We start from the raw sequence: 25,597 nt of genomic DNA on the forward strand, positions 1-25,597 counted from the left end.
GGCGCAGTCCGCAGCGCACTCGCTCGATAGCGTCGCAGCGGCGGGTTGACATAGGAGCGAAGCGATGGTTGCTGTCGGGCTGGCGCGACTTGTGGCGGCGTCGCACCTGAGCTACATCGTGTTCCTGCTGGTGGGCGGGTTCATGGCGAGGCGCTGGCCGCAGCTGATGAAGTGGCACCTCGGGGCCATCGGCGCCGCCGGCGTGGTGAACCTCACCGGTTCGGACTGCCCGCTGACCGTGTGGGAGACTTGGCTCCTGCGCAAGGGCGGGCGAGAGCCCTACGAGACCGGCTTCATCTCGCACTACCTGGTGGAACCGATCTACCCGCCGGGCATCACCGGCAGAGTCAACTTCACGATGCTCGTCACCTTGACGGTCCCGATCGCGGTGAGCTACTGGCGCATGCGTCAGCGCGGCACTCGACCGCCGCTTCCTTGCCGAACTCGGCTCAACTCACCGGATCGAACCACTCCAGCCCCTTGAATCGAGAGAAGCCGGCATCGGCGGTGGCAATCCGCGCTCCGGTGGCGACCGCGATTGCAGCAAGCCATGCGTCGGGCACCAGATTGCCTCGCAACAGCCGATCTGCCTCGGCGAAGGCCGCGAAATGCTCCCACGCCGCTGCGGTGGCATGAACAACTCGTGCCGGTCCGGCAGCTCGCAATGCGGTCACGAACGAGAGCGCCTCGCTCAATGGGGCCGGTTCGACGTAGATCCGAGGGTTGGTGACAATGCGAAGAAAGCCGGTCAGCACAACGTCGACAAGGGCGAGAGCCTCGGCGCCGACCGCTGCATTGTTGAGCCAATCTGCGTACTGGCCATGAAGTCCTTCTTCGCGCTTGTACGCGTAGACGATGACATTGACATCGGGAAGGATCATCGAAGACCGTCGGCATCGAGCGCTGCTGCGAGCGCATCACGATCAGACACATCGACGAGCGGCCGATCAGAGGAGCTGCCGTGAACTGGCAGTCGCTCGAACCTGACCGGCATGTCCGACTCGCTCAGTACTTGACGCAATCCCTCGATCACCAGGCTGGTGAACGTTCGACCAGACTCTCTGGCTTTCTGCTTCGCTTCCTCGGCCAGTCCGTCAGGCAGATTGATGGTCGTTCTCATACATATAAGCATACCTAGGTATGTGCATATGCGTCCATCTCGCCTACGAACGTCGTATTGCCATCACCCACCGCCGATCGCCCGGATGAGACGCTTGCCTGATACAGGCGTCCGCGTCGCAGTGACTCGGCGTCGCGAGCCAAGCCGTAGACTCGCACCCGGTTGTCGTGAGCGAAGCCGGTGAGATCCCGGCACTGTCCCGCAACGGTGATGCCCCTTCGGGGGACAAGTCCGGTCGCCTCCCGTCTGCCATCCACGAACCGATTCCTCGAGGTAAGGAGCGGCTCGTGCGGTGGGTGCTCCCGCTGCTCGGCCCTGAACTCGAGCAGAAGGGAGAACACCATGAACCGCACCGCGCCCAGACGGGCCTCACTGCCACAACGGCTGGCATGGATCTTCGCGACAGTGCTGCTGCTGGCGTCAGCTTGCGGCAGCGACGACGCGACGAGCAGCCCAACACCTGCACCGGCCACGGACGCCATCTCCGAAGCGCCGGCAGCGACGCAGGCGCCAACGACGACAACCGAAGCCGCTGCTGAGGGGCCCGCCGACACGGCCGCGGCGGCCGAGGAGGCCAGCGAGGCAGAACCTGCCCCCGACGAGCCCGAATATCGGTACCAGCGGATCGTCTCCATCTCCCCCACCGGCACCGAGATTGCGTACGCAATCGGCGCAGGCGACCGGTTTGTGGCTGTCGACGAGTACTCGTACTACCCCGAGGGGACGCCGGTCACCGATCTGAGCGGATGGAATCCGAACATCGAGGCCATCGTGTCGTACGACCCCGATCTCGTCATCATGGGAACCGACGGCGACGTGATCGCAAGCCTGGAATCCACCGGCATCGATGTGCTCGTCCACGACCCGCCCATCACCTTCGACGACGTGTATGCCCAGATCGCCCAGTTCGGCGAGACGCTCGATCTGGTCGACCAAGCCGACCTGCTGGTTTCAGACATGCAAGAGCGCATCGGCGAGCTGATCGCTACTGCGCCTGATGCATCGGAGCTCAGCTACTACCACGAGCTCGACAACACGCTCTACACGGTCACCAGTGCGACCTTCATCGGTCACGTGTATGGGCTGTTCGGGCTCGAAAATGTGGCCGACCCTGCCGACTCCGACGGCTCCGCCTACGGCTACCCGCAGCTCAGCGACGAGTACTTGGTGGATGCCAACCCCGACGTGATCTTCCTGGCCGACACGCTGTGCTGCGGGCAGAACGCGGAGACCGTCGCGGCGCGCCCGGGCTGGGACCAGCTCGCTGCGGTGCAGACCGGTCGCGTCGTCGAACTCAACGACGACATCGTGTCCAGGTGGGGTCCCCGACTCGTGGATTTCATCGAGGCCATTTCTGAGGTTCTGGTGTCAATCGGCGACGGCGGATGAGCGAACAGTGATGCGAGGCCGTCGATGACTGCCGGGAGTCCGGTGCCCGCCGAGGGGCAAGACGATTCCTCCGGAGTTGCGCTGCGAGCGTCGGATCTGCGCCCACGCGCGCTCGTCGCAGGCGTGGGCGCCGTAGCGGTCGCTGTCGTCTGCGGTCTGACGATCGGACCGGTCGGCATCGCCGCGCACCGGGTGGTGGCCGAACTAGCGAACTTGGCACCCGGGCTGGCGTTCGATTCAGGGCTGAGCGACGCCCACGCGGCGATCGTGACCCAGATCCGGCTGCCTCGCGTCGCTCTCGGCCTGCTCGTGGGCGCCACGCTGGCCCTGAGCGGTGCGACCTACCAAGCTGCCTTTCGCAACCCGCTGGCCGACCCGTACCTGCTGGGTATCGCCGCTGGTGCCGGGCTGGGCGCGACGCTCGCCATCACCAACAACCTCGGTGACGGCGCCGGCGCATTCGACCTGGTGCCCTTGGCGGCGTTCGCTGGCGCACTGGTAGCGGTCGTGGTGTCGTACGCGGCCGGTCATCTCAGCGGCCGCTCCACGGCGTCGCTGATCCTGGCGGGCATCGCTGTAGCGAGCTTCCTGACTGCCTGCCAGACCTACGCGCTGCAGGCCAACAGCGACGCGTTTCGCAAGATCTTTGCGTGGATTCTCGGCCGCATCGCCACGTCGGGATGGTCGGAGCCGCTGCTGTTACTGCCGTACTTCGCGCTGACTGCGGTGGTGGTGCTCCGCTACCGCAGAGCACTCGACGTACTGGCCGTCGGTGACGAGGAAGCGGCGGCGCTGGGGCTGGAACCGCGTCGTGTGCGCATGATCGTGGTGGGAGCGGCGTCGCTCGGCGCTGCGGCGGCGGTGTCGGTCAGCGGTCTCATCGGCTTCGTCGGCATCATCGTGCCTCACGCCGTTCGGCTGGTGTTCGGTACGTCCAACCGAGCGGTGCTGCCGCTGTCCGTGCTGTTCGGGGGCGCATTCATGGTGCTGGCAGACCTCACGGCCCGGACCGCCCTGGCCCCTGCTGAGCTGCCGATCGGTGTCGTCACGGCGTTCTTGGGAGCGCCATTCTTCGTGTTCGTCCTGCGCACCAGCCGCCGGGAGATCTGGTGAGGAGCGCAGCGTCGGTGACGGCGACGGCGACGGCGGATCGCCGCGAATGGACTGCCAGACACTCCGACTGCGCGCTTACAGATGCCGTGCGCGTGAGTTCCCTCGATGTCCGGCTCGACGGCACCCACGTATTGCGAGGCCTCGATCTGGCTGTCTCGCACGGCGAGTGGATCAACATCATCGGCCCCAACGGGGCCGGCAAGACAACGCTGCTGCGGGCTGTGCTGGGTCTCGTGGCCTACGACGGCCACATCAGCGTTTCCGGGCTCACGAAATTGCGCCGGGCGGAGCGAGCCCGCAAGGTCGCTTACGTACCCCAAACGCCGGTCATCCCGCGGGGCATGCTCGTCGCCGACTACGTGCTGCTCGGGCGCACGCCGCACCGCAGCATCTTCGCCGGCGAGACAACTGGCGACCGTGACATCGCGGCTCAGGTGCTCGACCGCCTCGACCTGCGCGGATTCGACGATCGCACCGTGCAGTCGCTGTCTGGCGGTGAACGCCAGCGCACGGTGCTCGCGAGAGCACTCACGCAGCAAGCAGATGTCCTGTTGCTCGACGAACCGACGACGGCACTCGACCTCGGACACCAGCAAGACGTGCTCGAACTGGTTGACGCACTGCGTCGCGAACGAGGCCTGACCGTCATCGCAACGCTCCACGATCTGACCCTGGCCGCCCGCTACGGCGATCAAGTGGCCATCTTGGCCGGCGGCGCCATCGCGCAGCGCGGCACGCCAGCGCAGGTGCTCACTGCTGCGAACATCGCGGAGCACTTCGACGCCCAAGTCCGGGTGATCAACGACCCTGAGGGCCCCGTGATCGTGCCGACGACGACCGCGCACAACACAACCCCCGCTGCTGATGAGGCAGCATCGCAATATCGGCACCCCGATGGAGGCCAGGAATGACCGAGAACGAAGCAGACGCGCCAGAGCTCGATACCCCACCGACCGAGGACCCGCGGCCTGACGGGCTGCGCACGGCGCGCAGCCTCGTGGTGGTCAACACCGGCGACGGCAAGGGCAAGTCCTCAGCGGCGTTCGGCATGGCGATGCGAGCACGCGCTCGTGAATGGCCTGTCGCGGTGGTGCAGTTCCTCAAGTCGGACAACTGGGTGACCGGCGAACAGATGATGGCCGAACCCCTCGGCATCGACTTCTGGTCGCTTGGCGAAGGGTTCACCTGGGACAGCGACGACTTGACCCGGGACGAAGCCGAGGCCCTCGAAGCTTGGCGGCATGGCAAGGCGCTGGTGGAATCGGGCAATCACCGCCTCGTCATCTTTGACGAGATCACCTATCCCCTGAATTGGGGCTGGATCGACGCAACGGAAGTGGAGGCCACGTTCCGTGACCGACCCGAGCGGGTGTCGCTGGTGCTGACCGGCCGCGATGCCCCGGAATGGATGATCGAGCTTGCCGACACCGTCACCGAGATGACCAAGACCAAGCACGCCTACGACGCAGGCATCCGAGCCAAGAAGGGCATCGACTACTGAGGCTCTCCACGACCGGCGACGGTTGCGGTTGAGGCTCGGTCACGCTTCGACGCCCATGATCTCGAAGAGCGCCCTCACGTCGACATGGGTCTCGATGGCGTCGGCGACCCTGTCGAACTGTGCCTCGCGGCGGTCGGCGAACGAGCCGGGCTCCGGCGTGTAGGGGCAGCCGCGGTCGGCAGCCACCTCGGCCAAGAACGCGTGCCGGAACTCGTCACTCTCGAAGACGCCGTGGAGCGATGTGCCCATCACCCGACCGTTGCACCGACCCTCAGGCTCGCCGTCGAGCCACAACCAAGGCTCCTCGCCGCTGTGGGAAGCGGGCTGGACCCGGCCGTGATGGATCTGGTAGCCCCATACGTCAGCTCCGCAGGATTTGCCTCGGCGCTGGGCGAGCACCTTGTCCGCCTCGAACATGGTCTCGACGCTGAGCAAACCCAGACCCTGCACCATCCCCTGTCGCGATTCGATGTCGTCATGGATGCTCGTTCCGAGCATCTGGTAGCCGCCGCAAACACCGAGCACGACTGCGCCGTGTTCATTGACGGCCTCCAGCGCAGCATCGGCGATGCCCCGTGAGCGCATCCATGCCAAGTCCTCCACTGTGGCCTTGGATCCTCCCAGCACGATCAGGTCAGGACGGCCCAGCTCGCGCGCCGAGCGAACGAAACGCACGGCGATGTCGGATTCGCCCAAGAGCGGATCGAGGTCGGTGAAGTTCGACAGGTACGGAAATGCGATCACGGCTACGTCGAGATGAGCATCGGCCCGCGGCGGCGGCATCTGTGCCAACGCAACGGAGTCTTCGGCGTCGATGTGCAACTCGTCGAGCATCGGGATCACGCCGAGCGTGGGCACCCCGCTGTGTCGCTCCAGATCGACGAGCCCGTTGCCGAGCAGGGTCGGGTCGCCGCGGAACTTGTTGATCACGAAGCCGCGCACAAGGTCCCGCTGTGCGGCAGGGAGCAGCGCGACAGTGCCCGCGAGCGAGGCGAAGACCCCGCCCATGTCGATGTCGCCGACGACAATCGCTGGTACGCCCGCCCGCTCGGCGATGCGCAGATTGACGATGTCGCTGTCGGCGAGGTTGATCTCGGCGGGGCTTCCCGCTCCTTCCAGCACGACAGTGTCGAATTCGCAGCGCAGTTGGAGCAGTGACTCCAGGACAAGCTCGAACAGTTCCGGCTTGTAGCGGTGATACTCCGCCGCACTCATCGAACCCAACGGCCTGCCCTCCACGATGACCTGGGCAGCGACATCGCTCGTCGGCTTCAGCAAGACCGGGTTCATGGCAACGGTGGCCTCGACGCCCGCAGCCTGCGCCTGCGCGAACTGGGCCCTGCCGATCTCGTGACCCGAGGCCGTGACCGCGGAGTTCAACGCCATGTTCTGGGCCTTGAACGGAGCCGCTCGCACGCCACGCCGTGCCAGCAGGCGGCACAGACCTGCCACGAGCGTGCTCTTGCCGGCGTTGGATGCGGTCCCGCACACCATCAGGCCAGGCGCCAGTGCATCTGTGGCGTGGCCGGGCACCGCGGCAGCGTACAAACACCCCAGATTGCCCCGGCGCCCGAGACGGGCTCTTAACCTCTGAGGCCATGCGCGAACGAGCCCGGGCGTGAGCGGCCTCAAGATCTCGGAGCGGGCGGACATCGCGCCGTTCTTCGTGATGGAGATGATGCGCGCTGCTGCACAGCGGGAGGCCGCTGGCGGCGATGTCGTGCACATGGAGGTCGGCCAGCCATCCACGCCCGCCCCCGCGGGAGCGCGCTCCGCTGCGAAGGCTGCCATCGACGGTGACGTGCTGGGCTACACGTCGGCTGTGGGCATCGAGCCACTGCGGCAGCGCCTCGCTCAGCACTACGCCGACTGGTATGGGCACGACACCGACGCCGGCCGCATCGTCGTCACCCAAGGTGCCAGCGGGGCGTTCACACTCGCTTTCCTGGCGTGTTTCGAGGCAGGCGACCGGGTGGCGGTGACGTCGCCGGGCTATCCCTGCTATCGCAACACTCTCGAAGCGCTCGGCATCGAGGTCATCGAGATTGCGGTCACACCCGAGACCGGGTTCCGGCTGACCGCCGAGGGGGTCGAGAGCGCCGGCCCGCTCGACGGGCTGGTCGTCGCCAGCCCCGCCAACCCCACCGGCACCATGCTCATGGCCGACGAGCTGGGCCGGCTTGCTCGCTGGTGTCACGACTCCGGCGTGCGGCTCGTGTCCGACGAGATCTACCACGGCATCACCTATGGAACGCAGGCGGCCACGGCGGCGGCGCACAGCCCGAGTGCCGTCGTCGTGAACAGCTTCTCCAAGTACTTCTCGATGACCGGTTGGCGACTGGGATGGCTGCTGCTGCCACCCGACCTCGTTTCGCCAGTCGAGCGCCTCGCCCAGAACGCCACCATCGCCGCGGCCACGGTCTCTCAGTACGCCGCCTTGGGCGCCTTCGACAGCATCGGCGAGCTCGAGGCGAACGTGGCGCGCTACACCGTCAACCGCCGAATCCTGCTCGACGGCTTGCCCTCGGCGGGCATTGATCGCATCGCCCCGCCCGACGGTGCGTTCTACATCTACGCCAATGTCGACCATCTCACCGACGACAGCGCCGAGCTCGCAGCCAAGTGGCTTGCAGAGCTGGGCATCGCCACCACACCCGGCATCGACTTCGACCCCGCCGAGGGGCACCGTTACATCCGCTTCTCCTTCGCCGGCAGCAACGACGACATGAATCAGACGGTCGAACGCTTGGCTGGGTGGTCCGATCAGCGGCGTTAGGGGTCGCGCGGTTTGGCGCACGATCCCGTTGCAGCGCCCATTGTCTCCCGCTCTTGTTCACTCCGCTCACGGGCCGCTCGGGCCACGGCTGTGCCATTCGGCTCAGCCTCTCGAGCCAATGGGCGCAGCGCGCTCCCCACCACTAGCGTCGCTGCCCATGGAATCGGCAGAACTCGAAACTCTGATCATCGACGCGTCGGACAACGGCGTCGTCACCATCACCATGAACAGGCCCCACCGCCTCAATGCGGCGAGCACCCAGATGTTCACCGAGCTGCGCGAAACGTGGAACGCAATCGGTGGAGACCCCACCGTTCGCTGCGTGGTGATGACTGGCGCAGGCGACGCGTTCTGCAGCGGCGCCGATCTCGCCGGCGGCGACGACGACAGGCCGAAGCGACATGCGCTGCAAGACCTGAATGTGATTCAGCAGACGGTGTCAGCGCTCTACTCGATCATGGTGCCGGTCATCGCCAAGGTGAACGGCGTCGCTGCGGGCGCTGGCATGAACATGGCGCTGGCCTGCGATTTGATTGTGGCTTCGGACCAGGCCCGATTCAGCGAGATCTTCGCTCGCCGCGGGCTCAGTGTCGACTTCGGCGGCACGTGGATACTGCCGCGGCTGATCGGTCTGCACCGGGCGAAGGAGTTGGCGTTCTTCGCCGACGTCATTGATGCCAAGCAAGCAGAGGACTTCGGCATCGTCAACAAGGTGGTGCCCCACGGAGACCTCGACGCATTCGTCGACGACTGGGCGGATCGCCTCGCCGCCGGGCCGCCGATTGCTGTCGCAATGACGAAGCGCCTGCTCACGCTCAACGCCTCGGCCGACTTCAACACCGCGCTCGAGGCCGAAGGCATGGCGCAATCGCTCAACTTCACCACCGAGGACACCAAGGAAGCCGTCAAGGCGTTCCTGGAGAAGCGTCCCCCCACCTTCACCGGCCGCTAGAGCCGCTCAATGGGTCAGTCAGCGAACATCTCGCGAGCGACAGCAAGGACTTTCGCCGTCGTCGGCCCTGAGAGACGGCCAAGCCTGCGTACAAGGCGTGCCGTGTCCACCGCCCGTATCTGGTCCAACACGACGTGACCGTTCACACCGTCGAATCGGCACGCAACCCTGAACGGGTACTGGCGGCTGCCGGTCGTCATGGGTGCAACCAGACAGCTCGGCCAATGCTCATTGAGCTCATCGGGCGAGATCACCACGGCAGGGCGGGTCTTGCGAATCTCAATGCCGATCGTGGGATCCAGGTTGCACAAGTACACCTCACCACGGCCAGGCGTCACCGAGCATCCTCATCCGTCGATTCCCATTCCCACGCGTCGATGTCGAAGCCGGTCAACGGCCACGGCTCGACAACGACCTCGTCACCTCGCTCGCGAGCCAGCCGGGCAGCTTTGGCCCACCCTGTCCTCGCCTCCGGGCGAGGCTCGATGAGCACCCCGCCATCCACAACGCGAAGCGATACCCGTTCGCCCAAGCCGGCTTCCTCGATGAGCGGTTTCGGCAGCCGAACACCGCGCGAATTGCCGATCGGCACGATTCTCGCGTCCACGGGGGCCTCCTCGCTCGTTCAGCCATATCACCGGCAGCTACTTGCGTAATTACATCGTATCCACTGCTGCCACCGCCGAGGGGCGAGCGAGACAGCGGCGGACCCCGAATGCGAAGTGATGGGTTAGGGCCGTAGGTGGGTGAGCGGGACGACGGCGATGTCGTCGTTGGTCTCGAAGGCTCTCCCGGCAGCGGTGACAACGATCAACCGGCAGGGCTCGCCGGCACGCTGGGTGTCGACCTTCGCCCGTACGCGGCGCAATGATCTGATGGCTGCTTCGATGGCTGCGCCGCCGCCGAGCTTGACCTCGACCGCGGTCCAGTCTCCCGCCCCACGGGTGATGATCGCGTCGGCCTCGAGATCCTTGCTGTCGCGGTAGTACATGACCTCTGCGTCGGCTTCTTGGGCGTAGATCCGCAGGTCGCGGATCACCAGCGATTCGAACAGCAGGCCGAGCGCTTCCAGATCAGCCACCAGCCCGTCAGGGGACGCCCGCAGGATGGCTGCTGCGAGGGACGGGTCGACGAAGTACCGCTTCGGCTTTGAGCGCAGTGTCGCGGTGCTGCGAAGATGCGTCGACCACGCAGGGAGCGGCTCGATCACGAACGCCTCCGCAAGCCGGTCCAGATAGCGACGGACCGTGCCGCTGTCGGAAGGACCGCCGAAGCCCGCGGTGTCCTCGACGAGCGTCCGCAACGACGCCGACGTGGCCTCATTGCGCGCAAGCGATGCGATCAGCGCCAGCATCTTGTGCGCATCATGACCTGCCGCCTCGCCAGTCATCAGGTCGATTCGGGCAAGATCGCCCAAGTAGTCCCTCAGGCGCTGACGGGCGTCGCGATGATGCAGCGTGACAAGCCTCGGGAAGCCGCCACGGCAGATCAACTCAGCCACACGGGACGGCGGGCGCTGTTCTCGGCAATCGCTGCATCTGGCGGTCCACGACCCGCGGCAAGTAACCCTCGGGTGCCAGCGCCTTCGGGTCCATACCGCAAAATATACCGCAGATATACAGCAATAAATCCCACTTCAATACTGCAACAAAGTCCTCTTTGGCAGACTTCGCCTTCCCAGCAATGCCGCGGCAAGACTCCTTCGAGGCGTGGCGCCTGAGAACATCGGAACATGCCTGAGCATCAGCGTCGAGCGCATCTCAGGCAACGCTCAGATCGTGCGATGGCGGTCGCGGACGATGCACATCCGCTGCTTGTCGCCTGTGTCCGCCAACGTGCTAGCATGCACATAGCGGACAGATAGGGCTCGCATGTCGGCAACACTGGATCAGGGAGAGGCCGAGATGGCTGGTCGGCACATGGCGCGGAGCCTTGCTGACCTCGCCCCGTGGCTTCGTGGCTGGGGGTTCGTGCCGATGAAGCCGAACACCGATGGCCTCGGTGATGCTGACACAGAGACACTGATAGCCGACGAAGGTCGCTATCGGTGCCCAGATATGGAGTCGCGCATTCTCAACGCCCACAGAGTGCACGAGTCGAGACAGGGGCTTCTTGACACAGGCTCGCTGAGCACCAGAGACCTCGCGAGAGGTCGCAATTGCTCCCTGAACACCGTGCAACGGCAAATTCAGAGATCGTGCAAACGAAACGAACTCGTTGTCGTAACCGTCTCAGGCGAGATTCGAGTTCCTGCTGTTCTGCTCGATGATGCCTTCGATGTTCGGACAGTCTGGCGACCAGTCATAACCGAGCTCCGAGAGGCAAGGCTGAATGATTGGGCGATCTGGAGATGGATCGCTCGACCCAACGCCGGGCTGTCGGGGAAGATCGCTGCAGACGTGATCGAGACGGACACTGAGCACGTATATGAGGCTGCGCATCGGCGGATGATTCAAGCCACTTCATGATCTGCCCTGATCCGGATACTTGCACCGTTGATCAATCTCTCCCTCAGGGACCCGTATCGACTGCGGTGCTCACGCGAGCTGTGTGGTACAACGTGTCTCGGCATCCCGGCATATTCAACAGATCCGGACGCGGTGACAGCAGGTTCAGTCCGCTCTTCGATGGCGACAGCAATGTCATTCCGCACACATATATTGCACAGAACCACGTGAGTGCACTGCTCGAAACCGCGCTCCATGACACTTGGGGCGATGAGAACTTGGTGGAGCGATCCGACCTTGAAGGCTTGACCTTGCGGGCAGTCGCACCTCAAGTCGATCATCTGCTCTTCGACATCAGAGACGTGCAACTTCCCCAATACGGGCTAGATCGAGAGAATCTGGTTTCTTGCTCATCGGCGCACTATCCATGCACACGCGATTGGGCTCGCACCAGAGCGCAGATGCAGGTCGATGGACATTCCACGTCAGGATTCATCTGGAATTCCAGGCAAGCGGAAATCGCGGCTGCACACGCCGACGCTCCAATGCGAGTACTGCTCACTGTCGCTGAACAATCCGGACATATCGCGGTCGTGTATGACCATGACAACGCAGGAGATGCTGTCTTCGATCAGGAGGTCATCTATGAGGATCTAAGTCGAGGCGACGGGTTCGACTTCGTGCGGCAGACTGCCACGCTTGTCGGGTTGGCGGTCGCGGTGTGATCGCGCTCACCTGGTATCAATCGACCCGTTCTGTTGAGTCCCGCAATATCGTGGCTGTGTTGAACAACCGGTCGTCATGACCGATCACTCGCAACCACCGGTGGAATCCGCCCCCCTCGGATCCAGCCAGATAGCGCCCTGGCGGGAGTGTCATTTCCTCTGTGTACGTGGGGTGGTCTGAGGCAGCTGCTTCGGGGATGGAGTCCGGGGCGACGGCCACGACCCAGTCACTGCGGCGTCTCGCCCGCGTGCCATGCGGGCCGCCTTAGCCCAACCAGACCGGGCATGCCGCTCGCGAGCTTCAGTGTCACTCAGGCGAGCGACGATCGGGACTCGGCCCAGGTCTTGCCGGATTCCACGTCGACGTCGTGGGGCAGGCCCAGCACCCGCTCGGCGATGATGTTGCGCTGCACCTCTGAGGTGCCGCCGCCGATCGTGAGCGCAGGGCTGAACAGGTAACCGCCGTGCCAGCCGTTCCAGCCCTCGACGACGGCTTGTGTCTTGGGGAACTCGGGCGACGTGCCGAGCGGACCGGTGTCTGCCAGCAGCCCGTGGGCCCCGGAGAGGTCCTTTGCCAGTGTCATCACATGCTGGCCGTGATCGTCAGCGAGCGCTTTGCGCACGCTGGCTTCGGGCCCCGGCTGGCGGCCTGCCAGGCGCGCACTCAGCGTCCGCAGACGGATGAGACGCAGCACCTCGCCCTCGATGTGCAGCCGTGCTGCCCGATCACGCATGACCGGGTCACTCAGCCCGCCGGCTGATCGGACCACGTCGAGCAGATCGGCAGCGCTGGGGCCGCTGCCCCACAGCGCCCCTTCTCCCGACAGCGACACTCGCTCGTTGCCGAGCGTGATCTTCGCCAGACGCCAGCCGTCGTTCTCGTCCCCGATCCGATTCTCGACGGGCAATTCCATGTCGTTGAAGAACGTCTGGTTGAACGAGTGGGCCGTGGTCATGTCGACGATCGGGCGCAGCTCCAGGCCGGGGCTGTCCATCGGGCAGATGAAGTACGACACGCCCCGGTGCTTGGGCACATCGGGATCGGTGCGCGCAATGAGGATGCCGAGCTTGCTGCGATGCGCTCCTGAAGACCAGATCTTCGAGCCGTTGACGATGTAGCGATCGCCGTCGCGCACGGCCCGGGTTGCCAGATTCGCCAAGTCGGAGCCGCTGTCAGGCTCGGAGAACAGCTGGCACCACACTTCCTCGCCGGTGAGGATCGGCCACAGGTAACGCTTCTGCTGCGCATCGGTGCCGCCATACAGGATCGTCGGACCGGCCCAGCCCAGCCCGATGCCGCCCGCCAGACGCCTCACACCGGCTTTGACCAGCTCCTCATCGATCAGCAGCTGGGTGATGGGGTCGGCCCCGAGGCCGTAGGGCTTCGGCCAGTGCGGCGCCACGTAGCCAGCGTGTGCCAGCGCCTCCTGGCTCGGATTTCCGTCGTGGTCATCGAGCCAGTCGCGCACCGCGACACGGCGAGGATCATCATCTTCCGGCCAGTCGAAATCCATGGAGGCAGGCTACGCGCAGGCAGCACCCGGCAATCTCGGCGGGGTGCTCGGCGATGCCAAGCACCGTGTCGGCCCATGTGCGCTCGGCGCGGCGACTGCGATTGCCGCGTAAACAGCCGGGTGATCGAGTCGCCGCCCGAGCCGCACGGCTGAGACCGGGCTGTGCCGAGAGCTACATGAGCGGCGAGACGGCATCGGGCGCGGCGGCATCGGGCGGGGCGGCAGCACCCGGCGGTCTGAGCGGCAGCAGCCTCTCCATGTTCACCGGCTCGGAGATGTCGACGCGGACCGCGTGGAACAGCACTGTCGAACCGTCGGGCACGTAGGAGCACGTCAGAGTCGGGGTCGGTTTTCCGTCGGGCACCGCCATGTCGGTCGGCCACCACACATAGGCCTCGTACACGGGCGCCGCCTCGGTGCTCGGCGGGAGCATCCCGGCGGGAAAATTCTTCGCGTCCGTCGGCAGCAGCTCGCCCAGCAAGACAGGGAGCGGCTGCGCGTCGAGTCCCTCACTGCCCGCTGCCACGCTGACGTCCTCGTTCATGAACGTCGCCTGCATCGCCCGTCTCATCGCTTCGTCGGTCCGCTCGCGCAGCAGTCCGTCGAACCCGCCGCTGAACACCTGCTCGGCGAAACGCCACCTGAACCCGTGGCGTACCGGCACGTCCTTGTCGGCGGGCGGTTCGGGATAGGTGCAGTGCTCCGGCGGCGGGAACGCTTCATCGGAGAGGATGCCCAGCCGCCGGCGCTCCGAAGCCGCGAAGCGTGCCGACATGAGGCGGTACTGATCGCCCAGCCAGCCGCGGCCGGCAAGCTCGGGGATGATCTCGCCGAGGAATGCGTCACGCGTCTCTCGCGACAGCTCCAGATCGAACATCCGCAGCTTGCGCACCGAGCAGACCGGGTCGCGTGAGGCGCCAGCGAGCGTGCCGCGCCCGAAGGGACGATGGGTAAGTCGCGCGAGGACAGCGGCGGTGGCAAGCCAATGCGATTTCAGCAGCACGACCATGTCTGCGCGTGCCGACGCCACCTCGCAACCATCGATCGCCTCATCCACCCGGTCCATCCACTCGCGCATCACACGACGGTCGCGGCGGCGGATAATCCAGATCAGGCCCGCCGCGACCAGGGCCATCGCGACAGTGCTCGACAGCACCACCGCCAGCAGCCGCCATGCGGGCGGCTGCGCATCGGCCGATGCCGTCGCATTCCTGTTCGCGGCAGCGACGATCAGGACGAATGCGAACACGATCGGCACTGCCGTGGCGACAAAGTCCGACACCAGCGGGGCGAAGGGCCCCAGCAGTTCACGATCGCCGCGAAACCCGCGTGCGCGTGCGGTGAGCGCCAAGGTCATCACTGCCGCGCAGATGATGATTGCCGGGCCCCACTGCCCGGGCCGATCGAGCGGGCTGGTCGCGATCTGCGGGGCCAGCACCACCACGGTGGAGACGGCAGCCGACAGACCGGCAGCGGTGAGAATCAGATGCACCTGCGCTGCGCGGCTGCTGCGCGGCATCAGCCGCAGGATCGGCGGCGTCACCACCAGCAGGCAGAGCACCCCGAAGGCCATGATCCTCTGGTCTGATGTCAGCCTGTCCACCGTCGCCGCCTCCCGCAGCGGGGTGAGCGTCAACAGCGCGCCGAGCAAGATCAGCCCCGAGACGAGCAAGGCGTGGGCCACGAACGACGTGACACCGGGCTCCGGCCGCTGCTCGTAGGACAAGCGCTCGCGCAGCTCGGCCAGTTCGGCGTCGACGACATGACCAGCGAGCCTGATCTCTTGGTCGAACTCGCGAGTGACGGAACCGAGCAGTGTCGGACGATGCATGTCCGGCGGCTGCAACGGCGGCGGCTCGCAAGGCGGAATCGGCTCGCCGGAGTTGGGTGCAGGCATCTGCTCGCAGGGATCGTCTCGCTGGACTGCGTCGCGGTGGCTGTCCCCCATCGCGCCGTGCAGTCGGTCTCCGGCTGAGTCGGCCTCTGAACCACTGACCGCGTCGAGCTCGACGCCAGCGACAAAGTCGGCTTCGGCGCTGGCGCTCGACTCGGCTTCGGCACTGCCAGCTGCGTCGGACTCGATTCCGCCGTCCGACTGATCCGCCGGACGGCGGCGGCGAATCAGCCGACGCGGGAACCAGAATCGGAACAGCGCATGCTCGTCGCGCCTGCCGGTCGAGTCCGTCATGCCGACAGAACCCTCGGAGAACCGATCGGCCGACTGCCGGACGGCGCCGCGGCGGCCGCTTCGCGACGCGCCGACCTCCCGTGCCGTGCCAGCGTCGCGCCCTCCGACTGCGGGATCGGTCCCAGACACAGCATCGTCCGCGTCCCGGGCCTCCGGGGCGGGGCTTGCGGAGCGATCCGCTGCATCGCCGCCTCCGGCACGGTCTCGATGCGCGTCCGGGCCCGCCTCGGCGTTGCGGCGCCCGAGGGTCGGAGCTCGCCGCGCGGCAGCAGCGTCGAGTCGGGCGACGGTCTGGCTCAGGTCGCCGGGCGCTGGTGCCATCGCTGCGGGATCGGTAATGAGAAAGCGTCCGCCCATAGTCGCTGCACGCAGCGGCGCCGAGGGCTCGGCGCCGTCGGCGAGGCCGAAGGCGTTCGTGATGATGATGTCCCACGCAGTGCTCGGCACCGATTCCAGCGAGACCGGCACCCGTTCCCTGTCGAGCTGGCGGCGGGCCGTACGGATCGCGGCGTCCGACCAGTCCGCATCGCTGCCGTCCCCAGCCATCAGGGACGCTGTCCACGGCGCGGCCGCGGCTGTGTCGTCTACGAATCGCTGCACGTCTCCGATCCGCCCGGACGCGCTCTGCGAATGCGGCATGACCCGGCGCAACGGCAGATCCTCGTGCCGACGCCGGCCGACCGGCTTGGACAGGGGCATCAGCAGCCGGTACAGATCGCCGGCCCGGCCGCCCTCGCTGGCGCCGTGGAGGTCATCGGCGTCATCGCTCGAGCCATCCGCCTCGGCCGCATCGGGCCCAGCCGGCGCCGGCTCACGCAGGCAACGGAACTCGGCAGGGAACATGCGCTGGGCGGCATCGGCGACGACACGCATCTGGTCAGCCGCCGGAAGGTAGCCGCTGGTGAGCGGCAGCATCGCGCCTCCCTCAAAGGTGTGCTCCGGCGAGGGCGTGTGTATGCGGGCAGCGCGGCATGTCGAGCGCACGAGGCGGACCACGGGAGCGGTCATTCCGCTGTGCACCCGCGCCGTCAGCTCCACCGGCGCGCCCCTCATCGTCGACCACAGACCCCCGAGCGAAGCCAGCTCGACGGCGACATGCCACGAATACGCATCTCCAGAATCGTGGGCTCTCATGAGCAACGCGACAGCACGCTCGTGCTGGCGGTTCTCCGGCATCACTACGAACAGGTGGTCGGCTTCCCCTTGTGCGTACTCGGCGCACGGAGCGAGGCCCTCATACGCCTCGCTGAAGCCGGGAAGCCAGACCCGGTGCAGCGCGACGCTGGTATGGGGAGCGGCGATCCGCTGCAGGTCGAGACGCAGCTGCCGGTCGGCTTCGGCGAGTTCTCGTTGGCGGCTGCTCGCGAGCGCCGGCGTGCAGGCGCTGAGAATGTCGATGCGAGAGATCTCGTCGGCCCCGTGAAGCGTGTACATCAGCGCCACGTCGGTCCATGTGCCTGCGTCGAGGAAGCGGGCATGGCGCAGAGACTGCGGGAACGGTGCAGCAGCGGGCATGTCGTGGTGCTCGTCCCCCTCGGCGTCGCCGCGCGGCGACCGGCAGGCGACGCTGATCACATTGGCCAGCTGAACAGCGTCGTTCAGACGCTCCCAATGCTCGAGTGCGGCGCAGATGCCTGCATCATCGGCGTGGTGCACGAAGACGAGATGGCGTTTGCCGCCGTGAGCGGAACCGTGCGCGACACCGGCCGGGCTCACATCATTGCCCCCTCGTCGGTGCCCGGGCGCGACAGCTGCAGCGCGGCCTCGCCGATCTCATGCAGCGCCGGGCGCATATGGCGCTCCCAGAGCCCTGTCCACAGCGGGCACCGCGTCAGCAGTTCGGGATAGCGCCCACACTCCGCATTGTGTTCCTCGAACTCCCGCTGGTAGCGGCCCATCGTCTCCCGGCAGAATTCGGCGACGTGCGCCGCGCGGCCGATCGGCGTGGAGCAGTCATGCCCCGAGGTGTACTCGTCGAGCAGCGGACGCCGCTGCGGGGAGGTCCCGGCGGCATCGGAGCGTTGCTCGATCCAGCCCGAAAGCGCCGGATTGACCGATTCGTAGGTGAACAGGTCGCCGCCAAGGGCCGAGCGGCCCAACTCTCGCAGCTCGATGTACGCATCCAGCGGGTCCAGGGCCCCGACGCGGCTGACCTCGACGTAGGCCAGCGGCAGGGCTTCAAGCACCTGCGCGAGGTGATCGCGGGGACCGTCGGCCCGAGGCGTCGAGAGCAGCGGGTCCGGGAACGAAACGACGGCCTTCTTGTGGGTGCAGACGATCGCGAAACTGCCGTCGGTGCGATCCACACGGCCCAGCATCTGCGCGGTGTACCAGCCGCGCACCATGGCGCGTAGCAGGGCCTGGGGGACCGGCACGAAGGCATCGAGCGGCTGGGCGCGGCGCCATTCCCAGAACTTGCGCCGCAGGGCCGGGGTGCTCGCAGCATTCCAGCGCTCCGAGATTGGGCGCATCAGCGACTCGACGACCAAGGGGGACACCGGTGCAGCGAGCAGGCCGGTGATGTCCACCTCGGCTATCGACGCGTCGTTATTGAGGATCTGCGAAATGCGGTCGTCGGGGAGTCCCATCTCGCTGAGCCGCGACCGCACCCGATCCTCGGTCGCGTGCGATTCGAGCGGAATCGGGCTGATCATCAGCGTCGGGCTCTCGTCGGCTGTGCTGTCGTGCACGGTGCCCATGAGCGGCCCATCGAGACTGATGAACGGCGCCGCGGCCGCGATTGCCGCTGCGAGCTGGGCATCGAGGCGGGCTTGGTTGGCAAGCAGCTCTGCGGGGTCGGGAGCGTCGGGGTCGTGCGGATCGCCGCTGCCGACGAAGCCGCGGATGGTCAGGCTGAGGTGCTTGTCCCAAGCTGATCCTGGTCGCTCCAGCCATCCGAGGGTGCGGCGGCTCAGCTCGTCGAGGCCGGTCGCTACCTCGACGCGCAGGTCCGCCGGCGTGTGCGAGCCCCCGGCGGACGTCTCCCCCGACGGCCACCATTCCCGCAGGATGCCGATGCACGCCTGCTCGCCGCCCGATGCGGCGGCGCCGTACCTCCCGGTCACGATCTGGCGCCGCAGTTCCTCCCGCTGCTCGAGCTCGCGGCGTCTCGCTCCCACATCGCGGGCCACGAGCTTCGCGAAGACCTGCGGGTAGCGATCGGGGTCGATCAGCGGGAAGTCGCCCGCCGGCGGGCGGACCGATGCCGGAGGCGGTTCGTCGCTCCACTCGACCCAGGACTCGGTCTTGGACAGCTCGGCTTCAGCGAGCCGCTGAGCTGCCAGCAGTGCCGAGCGCAGCGGGCTCATGATGCCGCCGGCGACCTCGCTGCACAGTCGCGCCGCCCGCTCAGCTACCAGGGCGTCGCCGGCGTACTGCCCATAGTTGACGCCTTCGGACACGGCGTCCTCCAGGCGGCGATCATCGCTGCGGATCCTGCCGCCGGATGCGCCGAGCTGATCGTCGACGGCGTAGTCGATGTCGGTGGACCACTCACGCCACCGCGGGACGTTGTGGCTCATCAGATCTTCGAACACCTCATGGCGCAGATATGTCTCGGCCTGAGCCAAGATCTCTGCGGTCACCCACAGACCTCGTTCAGCCACCGATTCCGCTGAGGCGTCTACGATCCGCCTGCCCACCTCGGCAATCCACGACTGGACCGACGCTTCGAGCCTCTCCCGGTACGCGCTCTCGAATTCCTGCTGCGCACGCTGGATCCCCTCGATGATCGATCTCCGCCAGTCGCCGACGCTGCGCTGCTGTTCGTCGTCGATTCCGGCCAGCAGGCGCGCTGCGGACTCGAACTCCTCAACGAGGGCGTCATGCGTATCGGGCCTCAGGTCGTCGAGGATCTGGTTGTCGTCAGGGCCGGCCTGTGCAAGGCAGGTCGTGTGCAGGAATGCCCGCTTGTGATGCTCGGCGACGAATCGTGCGATCGCGTCGGGATCGTCGGTCTCTCGTTCCTGCCTGGCGCTGCGCGCTTCGTCTGAATCGATGTGATAGCGGGCGACATGGCGCAGCACGTCCTTGACGATCCGCTGACGTGCGTACTCCTTGAGATGCTGCGTGCCGACTGACAGCCGGGCGAATCCCAGTGCGGACATCGGCGGCAGGCCTTGTTCCTGCGGCTCGCCCTCGTCGACCAAGACTCCCGCCTGGCGACGGCCGTCTTTCGCGAGCGTCGGCCAGTTCCCGACGGTGTACGCAAGAAATCCGGCGTCCTCGTCAGCCGGGATCACCCAGGACGCCAATGCGCGTGCGGCCATTTCGAACAGCCGGTCTGGCGAGCCGTGATCGACGCCTCCGGCCCCGACCCGGCCGACGAGGAACGGGTACTTGGGCCCGTTGCGTGCCTGCGGATTCGGCAGGCCCGCGCGGCGGAGCACAGCGCTCTCGCGCGGCGAGGCGACGCCTATGGCGTTGTCCTCGCTGGCTTGCCACCAGTAGCCGTTCAGCAGCTCGCTCACGGCCGCCAAGCTGTTCGGGTGAACGCCCGCGGTGGCTGCGCTCCCGATGCTGCGGAAGACCTCCGGCGTGTACAGCACGGCGAAGACGTTGTCGCCTGCGGGAGTGTCCAGCGCACGCAGGATGTCGCAGACGAGGTTGAGCAGGCCCGCCCCTGTCCCGCCCGCGAGCGAACTGACGACGACGACATAGGAACTCGAGCTCGAGCCGGGACGCCGACCGGTCACCTTCGCGTACATCTCTCCGAGCTCCGCTGCGCTGGTGCCGGCCTTCATCCGGCTGACACGGTGGTCGAGCTGGTCGCGAATCCGCTTGGCGTATGCCATGGCCACCGTCTGGCCGATGGCGCGCATCTGCCCGGCGCCCTGCTGCACGGGCACATCGGCCGCCGCCGGCTCAACTCGCCAGGTGCGCATCTCCGAATGCAAGGCGCCGTCAGCGTCGAGGACGTTCTGCACGTCGCCCAGCTCGGTGCCGGGCGCGATCAGGCCCAGATACTCATCGGCTTCGAGACGGCCGACCATGTGGTTGATCTCGTCGCCGTCGGGGTTGACCGGCGTGTCGATGTGCAGGAACTGCCACGCCGCAGGCACGCGGCCGTCGATGCCGCGCGATCGCATCCAGTGCTTGATCTCCCGCTTGAGAAACCGCAGCGTCTTGCCGCCGGAGCCGCCGAGCCCCACAAAGAGAAACTTGCTGTACACCTGTCAACTGCTCCTGAGTCGTGCCGGCCCTTCGACCGGTTGCGCCCGTGCCTGTGCCGCCGCCGGGCCGTGTGCCGCCTCCGCGCTGCGAGCGGTCACCGTCCGCGGGGCGGCGGCCGGTCGCCGCGGCCTCGCGGCGGTGGACGGCCATGGTCGCTGCCGACGCCGCCAAGGGGGTCGCCGCGGTTCTCGGGCGGCGGCTGCGGGCTGGCGTCGGCGTCGCGTGCCGAAGCCGAGCCGTCGCCTCCGTTTTCTCGGCCCGGCGAGCGCGTGCCGCCCTCGCGGGCCTGTGCGGCAGCCTGGTTGAGCAGCGCGCCGAGGTCCCGCATCTCGGTCTGCTCCAGCGGCGCATCCCGGCCAGTCTTGGGCCGGGCGACCCAGACCGTGGCGCTGTGGCGGCCCTCCGATTCGCCGATCGGCGCCGACACCGCCTCGAGAGACCGGAACCGGGCATCGGCGAGGTGCAGCTTGCCCGCCATCGACGACTTGGCGCGACGTGTCCGCCGGGGACGCGGCCGGGCAGCAAGCATGCCGGTGGAGCTGGACTGCACTTCGCTCCACGGACCGCGGATCAGCCCGGGCAGCCACAGCCAGAACGGGCGCTTCAGGCGGACCCCGAGGTCGTCGGTCTGCCATCGAAGCGTGCGCTTTCCTCGGCCCCCGCGAGACTTCGTGCCGCGCACCGACGCTGCTCGCGCTGCTGCGAGATGCCCCGCAGACCCGTCGGCAAATCGCAGGCGACCTCGGCCGTCTGCGACGACATCGAGATCGGCACGGTGGATCCAGAATCGAGTCGCGTCAGGCAACGTCATGGAGCAGGCGAGCGCCAGGCACAGCAGCAGGTAGCTCAGCAGGAGGCTCGCCGCAACAAGCAGCAACGTCAGCCATCGTGCCGCCGCGGAGTCGCTCCGCGCGCTGTAGCTGCGGTCCAGTTCCACACTGCGAGCCATCTGGCGAGTCCACTGCGCTGCCTCTGCGGCAATGCGTCCGTCGGGGTCTTCGGGTTCCCACTGGGGCGTCAAGCCGATGTGCCCGGCGATCCGCCAGTCGCCGTTGCGCAGCTCGTCGGCCGTCGCGAAGCGCAGCGGCACTGCGCCGATGGCATCGTCGGCGTCCAAGCGCAGCGTGGTGCCGTCGCCGAGCACCTCGCCGCTGGCGCCTCCGGTGTGGTTCTCGTCATCGAACAGCCATGACAGTTCGCCTGCCAGATCGGCGCGCCCGCTGTCGGGCTGCCACGACGCCACCAGATCGACATGGCCACGCTCGGGCGGGTGCAAAAGACAGTCCGCGTCGGCTCGCAGACGCTCGCGGGGCAGTTCGTCGGTATCGGGTGTGACGACGGCGACGACAACACCGTCCGACTCCGATGCGCACTCCAGTGCCGGTCCTCCGAAGCAGTCATGCAGCACGGCAGCGGGACCGTCGATGACCACTCGTGCCTCGACCTCGAAGGCATCGGCGCCGTACACGGCCTCGGCGTGGGAGGGCCTGAACGAGCCCACCAGCGGCGCCAGGTCGACGGATTCCTGGCAGTCGAGCGGGTTCAATTCGAACACCACTTGGCCGTCGCGGCAGTACCAGTCGCGCAGCCGCGGATCGTTCCACTCGACCGACGACGCATCCGCGCAGAGGCCTGCGGGGGCAGCGCCGGCCACGGTCAGCCGGAGCGGCGCGGAGTCCGCGCCCTGTGCGCTGCGCTCCACCGACGACACCGCGTCGCCGAGGCCGGTCGTGACCGAGCCGGTGGACTGGAGGTCGTCTGGGGCGACGCGCTTGACGAAGCAGGCCACCCCCAGGCCGTCGTCGCCCGTCGTGGCGAACTCGATCGTCCAGCCCGCCTCGAGCCCGCCGAAGTCGTCGGCGCCGAGCCGCAGCGGCCCGCTGCCGTCCGAGCTATGAGTCAACACGCGTCCGTCTGCTGTCTCGATGTCGTAGCCGGTCACTTGGCCGTCGCGCGGGTAGGCCACGATCTGGTCGATGTAGCGGCCGGCCGGCATCGGCGCAGACCGCGTGCCGGTGCCTGCGTCGATGCCGCAGTTGGTCCATTCCACGAGCCCGCTCGCCGCGACATCGACCACCTCGAGCAGCTGCAGCGCCAAGTTGTCCAAGCCTGCGATCTCCACCACCGATCCGTCGCGATCACTCGGCTCGTCGCTCCAGCGTTCGCAGTCGATGCCATCGGCGTAGGGCAGGCCGCGCACGAGCCTCGATCCCGAGTCGCCGGTCAGCGCCCGCAGCGCCTGCATGGTGGCGGTCCGCATCTCAGGCTCGAGCGGCTTGTCGTCGACGGCGGAGCCGAAGCCCAGCAGGATCGCGTACGTGTCGATGCCGGCGCTCTCGAAGCTGGGCTTGATCTGGCCGCACACCTGCGCTCGCAGCTCCTCGATCTGCGCGGGCGTCAATCGCCCGGTGGGGTCGTGCAGGCCGTCGCTGAAGAACAACAGCAGGCGACAGGCGCCTGGACGCCCTCGTTCGCGGAATGCCTGCCCTGCCGCGCGCAGCGCCCGCAGATAGTCGGTGTGGTTCGTGCGGTAGGAGAGCTGGCCGCCGCGCAGCTCGCCGAGCGATTGCCTGATCTGGCCGTCGGAGGGATGACCCGCCGAGGCAGGTGCGAAATCGGCGATCTGCCGTACGTCGCTCTCGAAGCGCCACAGCGCCAAGTTGACCGAGACAGGCGACGATGCTGGCAACTCCGCCAGCAGGGATGCCAGCTCCGCCCGGAACCGCTCGAGCGCTTCTGTGCGCTGCCGCCCGTCTTTGTCCAGACCGGTGGCGGGGGCGTTCAACGACCCCGAAGCGTCCATCATCACCAGCACGTCGATGTCCTGGTCCGACGCGCACGGCGTGTACGCGCCAGCAGCGTCGGCCTGCGCTGCTGCCGGCGTGGCGGGGGGCACAGCAGCGAGAAGTCCCCACAGCAGCACCGACGCGAGCGCGGCCCGAAGCCACCCGAACCGCCGCAGCCGCACGTTCATGGCCGGGTCAGGTCCAGCACCCAGAACCACAGGTGCGATGCTCCGAGCACCCACCCAGCAAAGGTCATCCAGCCGATGACTCGCCGGGCGCCGAAGACCTGCCAGTCCGAGTAGCGATCGGTGTTGCGGGCTTCGTTGTCAGCGACCAGAAAGCGGTAGAGCATCAAGATGCTCACAAAGCAGCCCGCGAAGTACCCGAGCGCATTGAAGTCGATCTCGCGCCCGGTACTGCCGATCGCGAACACTGTCGCGCTCCCGATCCAGAAGCACACAGCGGTGAAGCCGAGTGTCGCGGCGGCGCCGGCCAGCCAGCCTGTCGGCGGGCGCGACCCTGCCGCAGCGATGGGAATCCGCCGGGCGGCCTTCGCCCTCGACGGCCCGGGGCCGCGGGGGTCGGTGGGGCGGCGTGGCGGCGGCCGGTCTTGCCTGCTGGAGGGCCTATCGGCAGCCATCAGCCTCGGGCGGGTTCGTTGCGCTTCGTCGGGGAAATCCAGGTCATGCCACGCACTTCTGCGGCTCAGAACCCACTGCTGAGTCCTGCCAGCAGTCCAGCGAATAGCAACGCGACCACGATCCATGCCGCGACTGCAACCACGAACGCCGCGAGCATCGCGCCGAGCGTGAACCAGAACCCGGTAACAAACGGGCGATCAAACGTAACTAAGCGCCGTGCAATACTCGGCTGCTGGGCGTGGGGCGACGCAGCTGGACGCGGCACCTGATCGGGCATGGCGGTTCCCTCCGAGCGAGAGCTAGGTGGTGTGCGACCACAACCGCGCTGACCGCTGGAGGGAACCATGGGGCTCCCGCCCATGGCGGTCAGCGCACCCGCGGGTGCTGATCGGTTGTGGTCGCAGGGAGGCAAGCTAGCCCATGCAGGCACGGCACGAGAGCGTGAACGCAACCAGCCCCGGCCGGTTAGCTGAGATCCGCACCTGCCCGAAGAACGTGTACGCGCCTCCACCATTTGGCGGGGCTGCGACCCGGCGACGCAACGCCTCGGACAGCAACGTCGTCCCGCTGCACGACGCCTGCTTGGATTGTCTCAGACTCGGACGATCTCGAGTTCCGGGTCGAGCCGTCGAAGGTCGTCAGGGTCGGAGGTCACGACTCGCTGGTGTGCCCGACGGGCGCACAGCACAACATGAGCATCGGCAATGTCAGTCGTACCGCTGGCGGCAAGCAGACGACCGACGCTCGTGGCGTCAGACCTGTCCAGCGAGACGACCGTCGTGTTCGGCGCTCGCAACAGCCTCGTCAGCCTTACCTGGCGCTGTGGTCGTCGGATGGTCTGCGCCAAGGCAGTCGAAGGAATCGTGATGCTGGCGTCAGTTTCATGAGCGCGGGCCAACAGCGCGACAACGCCACGGTCGCCTTTCTCCAAAGCGATCAGGCCGCCAGCGTCGAACACCGCCCCCGGCACTATGCGACGTTCTCAGCATGAGAACCATGAGCGCCCAGCACTTCATCGGCCCATTCCCGCTCCGCAGGAGTCAATGGTCCACCCGACTGCTCCAGTGCCTCGGCAAGAACCCTTCCCCAAGCGTCAGCGTCATCGAGTGCGGCACCGACTGCACCTTGCACGAAGGCCGAGACACTCGGTGCGTCCCCAGCCTCCACGAGCGCCTTGACCGATGCGACCTGCTCCGTGCCCAGCGTGACGGTGATCTTCTGAGTTGCCATACCAACCGCCATACTACTGTCGGTCGGACCATCTGAGCACGCT

22 protein-coding genes and 1 riboswitch are annotated in these 25,597 nt (G+C 67.0%); of the genes, 8 read left to right on the plus strand and 14 right to left on the minus strand.

Going from position 1 to position 25,597, the window contains the following annotated elements; all coding sequences use genetic code 11:
* Nucleotides 1-64: 64 nt before the first annotated feature.
* On the plus strand, nt 65-484 hold the full coding sequence (locus ACOGJB_RS07635; RefSeq protein ID WP_419840214.1) for a DUF2784 domain-containing protein: 420 nt from the start codon (nt 65-67) through the stop codon (nt 482-484).
* On the opposite strand, the gene ACOGJB_RS07640 is transcribed toward ACOGJB_RS07635, so the two are convergent.
* Both ACOGJB_RS07640 and ACOGJB_RS07645 read right to left on the minus strand, forming a co-directional pair.
* Complete coding sequence (locus ACOGJB_RS07640) at nt 450-881, minus strand: TA system VapC family ribonuclease toxin (RefSeq protein WP_419840215.1); 432 nt, start codon at nt 879-881, stop codon at nt 450-452. The two genes, ACOGJB_RS07635 and ACOGJB_RS07640, sit on opposite strands and share 35 nt — an antisense overlap.
* Nucleotides 878-1,120: a hypothetical protein gene (locus ACOGJB_RS07645; RefSeq protein WP_419840216.1), complete on the minus strand. Its 243-nt coding sequence runs from the start codon at nt 1,118-1,120 to the stop codon at nt 878-880. The genes ACOGJB_RS07640 and ACOGJB_RS07645 overlap by 4 nt, the downstream gene beginning before the upstream one ends.
* Nucleotides 1,121-1,266: 146 nt before the next feature.
* Nucleotides 1,267-1,410: riboswitch (adenosylcobalamin (AdoCbl) riboswitch) on the plus strand.
* A 52-nt stretch (nt 1,411-1,462) separates the two neighbouring features.
* Between ACOGJB_RS07645 and ACOGJB_RS07650 the strand changes: the two genes are divergently transcribed.
* From ACOGJB_RS07650 to cobO, 4 genes are all read left to right on the plus strand, one after another.
* The gene (locus tag ACOGJB_RS07650; RefSeq protein ID WP_419840217.1) at nt 1,463-2,509 is read left to right on the plus strand and encodes an ABC transporter substrate-binding protein; all 1,047 of its coding nucleotides are present in this window, start codon (nt 1,463-1,465) and stop codon (nt 2,507-2,509) included.
* A 24-nt stretch (nt 2,510-2,533) separates the two neighbouring features.
* The gene (locus tag ACOGJB_RS07655; RefSeq protein WP_419840218.1) at nt 2,534-3,622 is read left to right on the plus strand and encodes a FecCD family ABC transporter permease; all 1,089 of its coding nucleotides are present in this window, start codon (nt 2,534-2,536) and stop codon (nt 3,620-3,622) included.
* 86 nt (nt 3,623-3,708) lie between these two features.
* Complete coding sequence (locus ACOGJB_RS07660; protein WP_419840697.1) at nt 3,709-4,533, plus strand: ABC transporter ATP-binding protein; 825 nt, start codon at nt 3,709-3,711, stop codon at nt 4,531-4,533.
* A complete protein-coding gene (gene cobO, locus ACOGJB_RS07665; protein ID WP_419840219.1) occupies nt 4,530-5,123 on the plus strand; it encodes a cob(I)yrinic acid a,c-diamide adenosyltransferase in 594 nt (197 codons plus the stop codon). Before ACOGJB_RS07660 ends, cobO begins: the two co-directional genes overlap by 4 nt.
* Before the next feature lie 39 nt (nt 5,124-5,162).
* On the opposite strand, the gene ACOGJB_RS07670 is transcribed toward cobO, so the two are convergent.
* The gene (locus ACOGJB_RS07670) at nt 5,163-6,656 is read right to left on the minus strand and encodes a cobyric acid synthase (protein ID WP_419840220.1); all 1,494 of its coding nucleotides are present in this window, start codon (nt 6,654-6,656) and stop codon (nt 5,163-5,165) included.
* An 85-nt stretch (nt 6,657-6,741) separates the two neighbouring features.
* Here ACOGJB_RS07670 and ACOGJB_RS07675 point away from each other — a divergent pair, with 85 nt between their 5' ends.
* Nucleotides 6,742-7,899: a pyridoxal phosphate-dependent aminotransferase gene (locus tag ACOGJB_RS07675; RefSeq protein WP_419840221.1), complete on the plus strand. Its 1,158-nt coding sequence runs from the start codon at nt 6,742-6,744 to the stop codon at nt 7,897-7,899.
* Between the two features lie 157 nt (nt 7,900-8,056).
* Nucleotides 8,057-8,851: an enoyl-CoA hydratase/isomerase family protein gene (locus ACOGJB_RS07680; RefSeq protein WP_419840222.1), complete on the plus strand. Its 795-nt coding sequence runs from the start codon at nt 8,057-8,059 to the stop codon at nt 8,849-8,851.
* A 14-nt stretch (nt 8,852-8,865) separates the two neighbouring features.
* Here the strand turns inward: ACOGJB_RS07680 and ACOGJB_RS07685 are convergent, their stop codons facing one another.
* The 3 genes from ACOGJB_RS07685 to ACOGJB_RS07695 form a co-directional block, all read right to left on the minus strand.
* Nucleotides 8,866-9,189 (minus strand): type II toxin-antitoxin system PemK/MazF family toxin, encoded by a 324-nt coding sequence (locus ACOGJB_RS07685; RefSeq protein ID WP_419840223.1) that lies wholly within the window; start codon nt 9,187-9,189, stop codon nt 8,866-8,868.
* The gene (locus ACOGJB_RS07690; protein WP_419840224.1) at nt 9,186-9,458 is read right to left on the minus strand and encodes an AbrB/MazE/SpoVT family DNA-binding domain-containing protein; all 273 of its coding nucleotides are present in this window, start codon (nt 9,456-9,458) and stop codon (nt 9,186-9,188) included. The genes ACOGJB_RS07685 and ACOGJB_RS07690 overlap by 4 nt, the downstream gene beginning before the upstream one ends.
* A 123-nt stretch (nt 9,459-9,581) precedes the next feature.
* Nucleotides 9,582-10,352 (minus strand): ATP-binding protein, encoded by a 771-nt coding sequence (locus ACOGJB_RS07695; protein ID WP_419840225.1) that lies wholly within the window; start codon nt 10,350-10,352, stop codon nt 9,582-9,584.
* 963 nt (nt 10,353-11,315) lie between these two features.
* On the opposite strand from ACOGJB_RS07695, the gene ACOGJB_RS07700 reads away from it, so the two are divergent.
* Nucleotides 11,316-12,023 (plus strand): RES domain-containing protein, encoded by a 708-nt coding sequence (locus tag ACOGJB_RS07700; protein WP_419840226.1) that lies wholly within the window; start codon nt 11,316-11,318, stop codon nt 12,021-12,023.
* Nucleotides 12,024-12,334: 311 nt separating this feature from the next.
* Here ACOGJB_RS07700 and ACOGJB_RS07705 read toward each other — a convergent pair whose 3' ends face one another.
* The 8 genes from ACOGJB_RS07705 to ACOGJB_RS07740 all read right to left on the minus strand — a co-directional run bounded on the left by ACOGJB_RS07705 (nt 12,335) and on the right by ACOGJB_RS07740 (nt 25,554).
* Nucleotides 12,335-13,537, minus strand: a complete 1,203-nt coding sequence (locus ACOGJB_RS07705) for an acyl-CoA dehydrogenase family protein (RefSeq protein ID WP_419840227.1) — start codon at nt 13,535-13,537, stop codon at nt 12,335-12,337.
* Between the two features lie 172 nt (nt 13,538-13,709).
* The gene (locus ACOGJB_RS07710) at nt 13,710-17,441 is read right to left on the minus strand and encodes a hypothetical protein (protein ID WP_419840228.1); all 3,732 of its coding nucleotides are present in this window, start codon (nt 17,439-17,441) and stop codon (nt 13,710-13,712) included.
* Nucleotides 17,438-20,896, minus strand: coding sequence for a tubulin-like doman-containing protein (locus ACOGJB_RS07715; protein WP_419840229.1), 3,459 nt, complete (start codon nt 20,894-20,896; stop codon nt 17,438-17,440). Before ACOGJB_RS07715 ends, ACOGJB_RS07710 begins: the two co-directional genes overlap by 4 nt.
* A 95-nt stretch (nt 20,897-20,991) precedes the next feature.
* Nucleotides 20,992-23,901 carry a vWA domain-containing protein gene (locus ACOGJB_RS07720; RefSeq protein WP_419840230.1) on the minus strand — a complete coding sequence of 970 codons (2,910 nt, stop codon included), beginning with the start codon at nt 23,899-23,901 and terminating at the stop codon, nt 20,992-20,994.
* Nucleotides 23,868-24,323, minus strand: a complete 456-nt coding sequence (locus ACOGJB_RS07725) for a hypothetical protein (protein WP_419840231.1) — start codon at nt 24,321-24,323, stop codon at nt 23,868-23,870. The genes ACOGJB_RS07720 and ACOGJB_RS07725 overlap by 34 nt, the downstream gene beginning before the upstream one ends.
* 65 nt (nt 24,324-24,388) lie before the next feature.
* On the minus strand, nt 24,389-24,601 hold the full coding sequence (locus tag ACOGJB_RS07730; protein ID WP_419840232.1) for a hypothetical protein: 213 nt from the start codon (nt 24,599-24,601) through the stop codon (nt 24,389-24,391).
* Nucleotides 24,602-24,916: 315 nt separating this feature from the next.
* Nucleotides 24,917-25,294, minus strand: coding sequence for a PIN domain-containing protein (locus ACOGJB_RS07735; RefSeq protein WP_419840233.1), 378 nt, complete (start codon nt 25,292-25,294; stop codon nt 24,917-24,919).
* Nucleotides 25,294-25,554, minus strand: coding sequence for a hypothetical protein (locus ACOGJB_RS07740; RefSeq protein WP_419840234.1), 261 nt, complete (start codon nt 25,552-25,554; stop codon nt 25,294-25,296). Before ACOGJB_RS07740 ends, ACOGJB_RS07735 begins: the two co-directional genes overlap by 1 nt.
* Nucleotides 25,555-25,597 lie beyond the last annotated feature (43 nt).

The organism is Candidatus Poriferisodalis sp. (assembly GCF_965208895.1).
Classification (GTDB): domain Bacteria; phylum Actinomycetota; class Acidimicrobiia; order Acidimicrobiales; family Poriferisodalaceae; genus Poriferisodalis.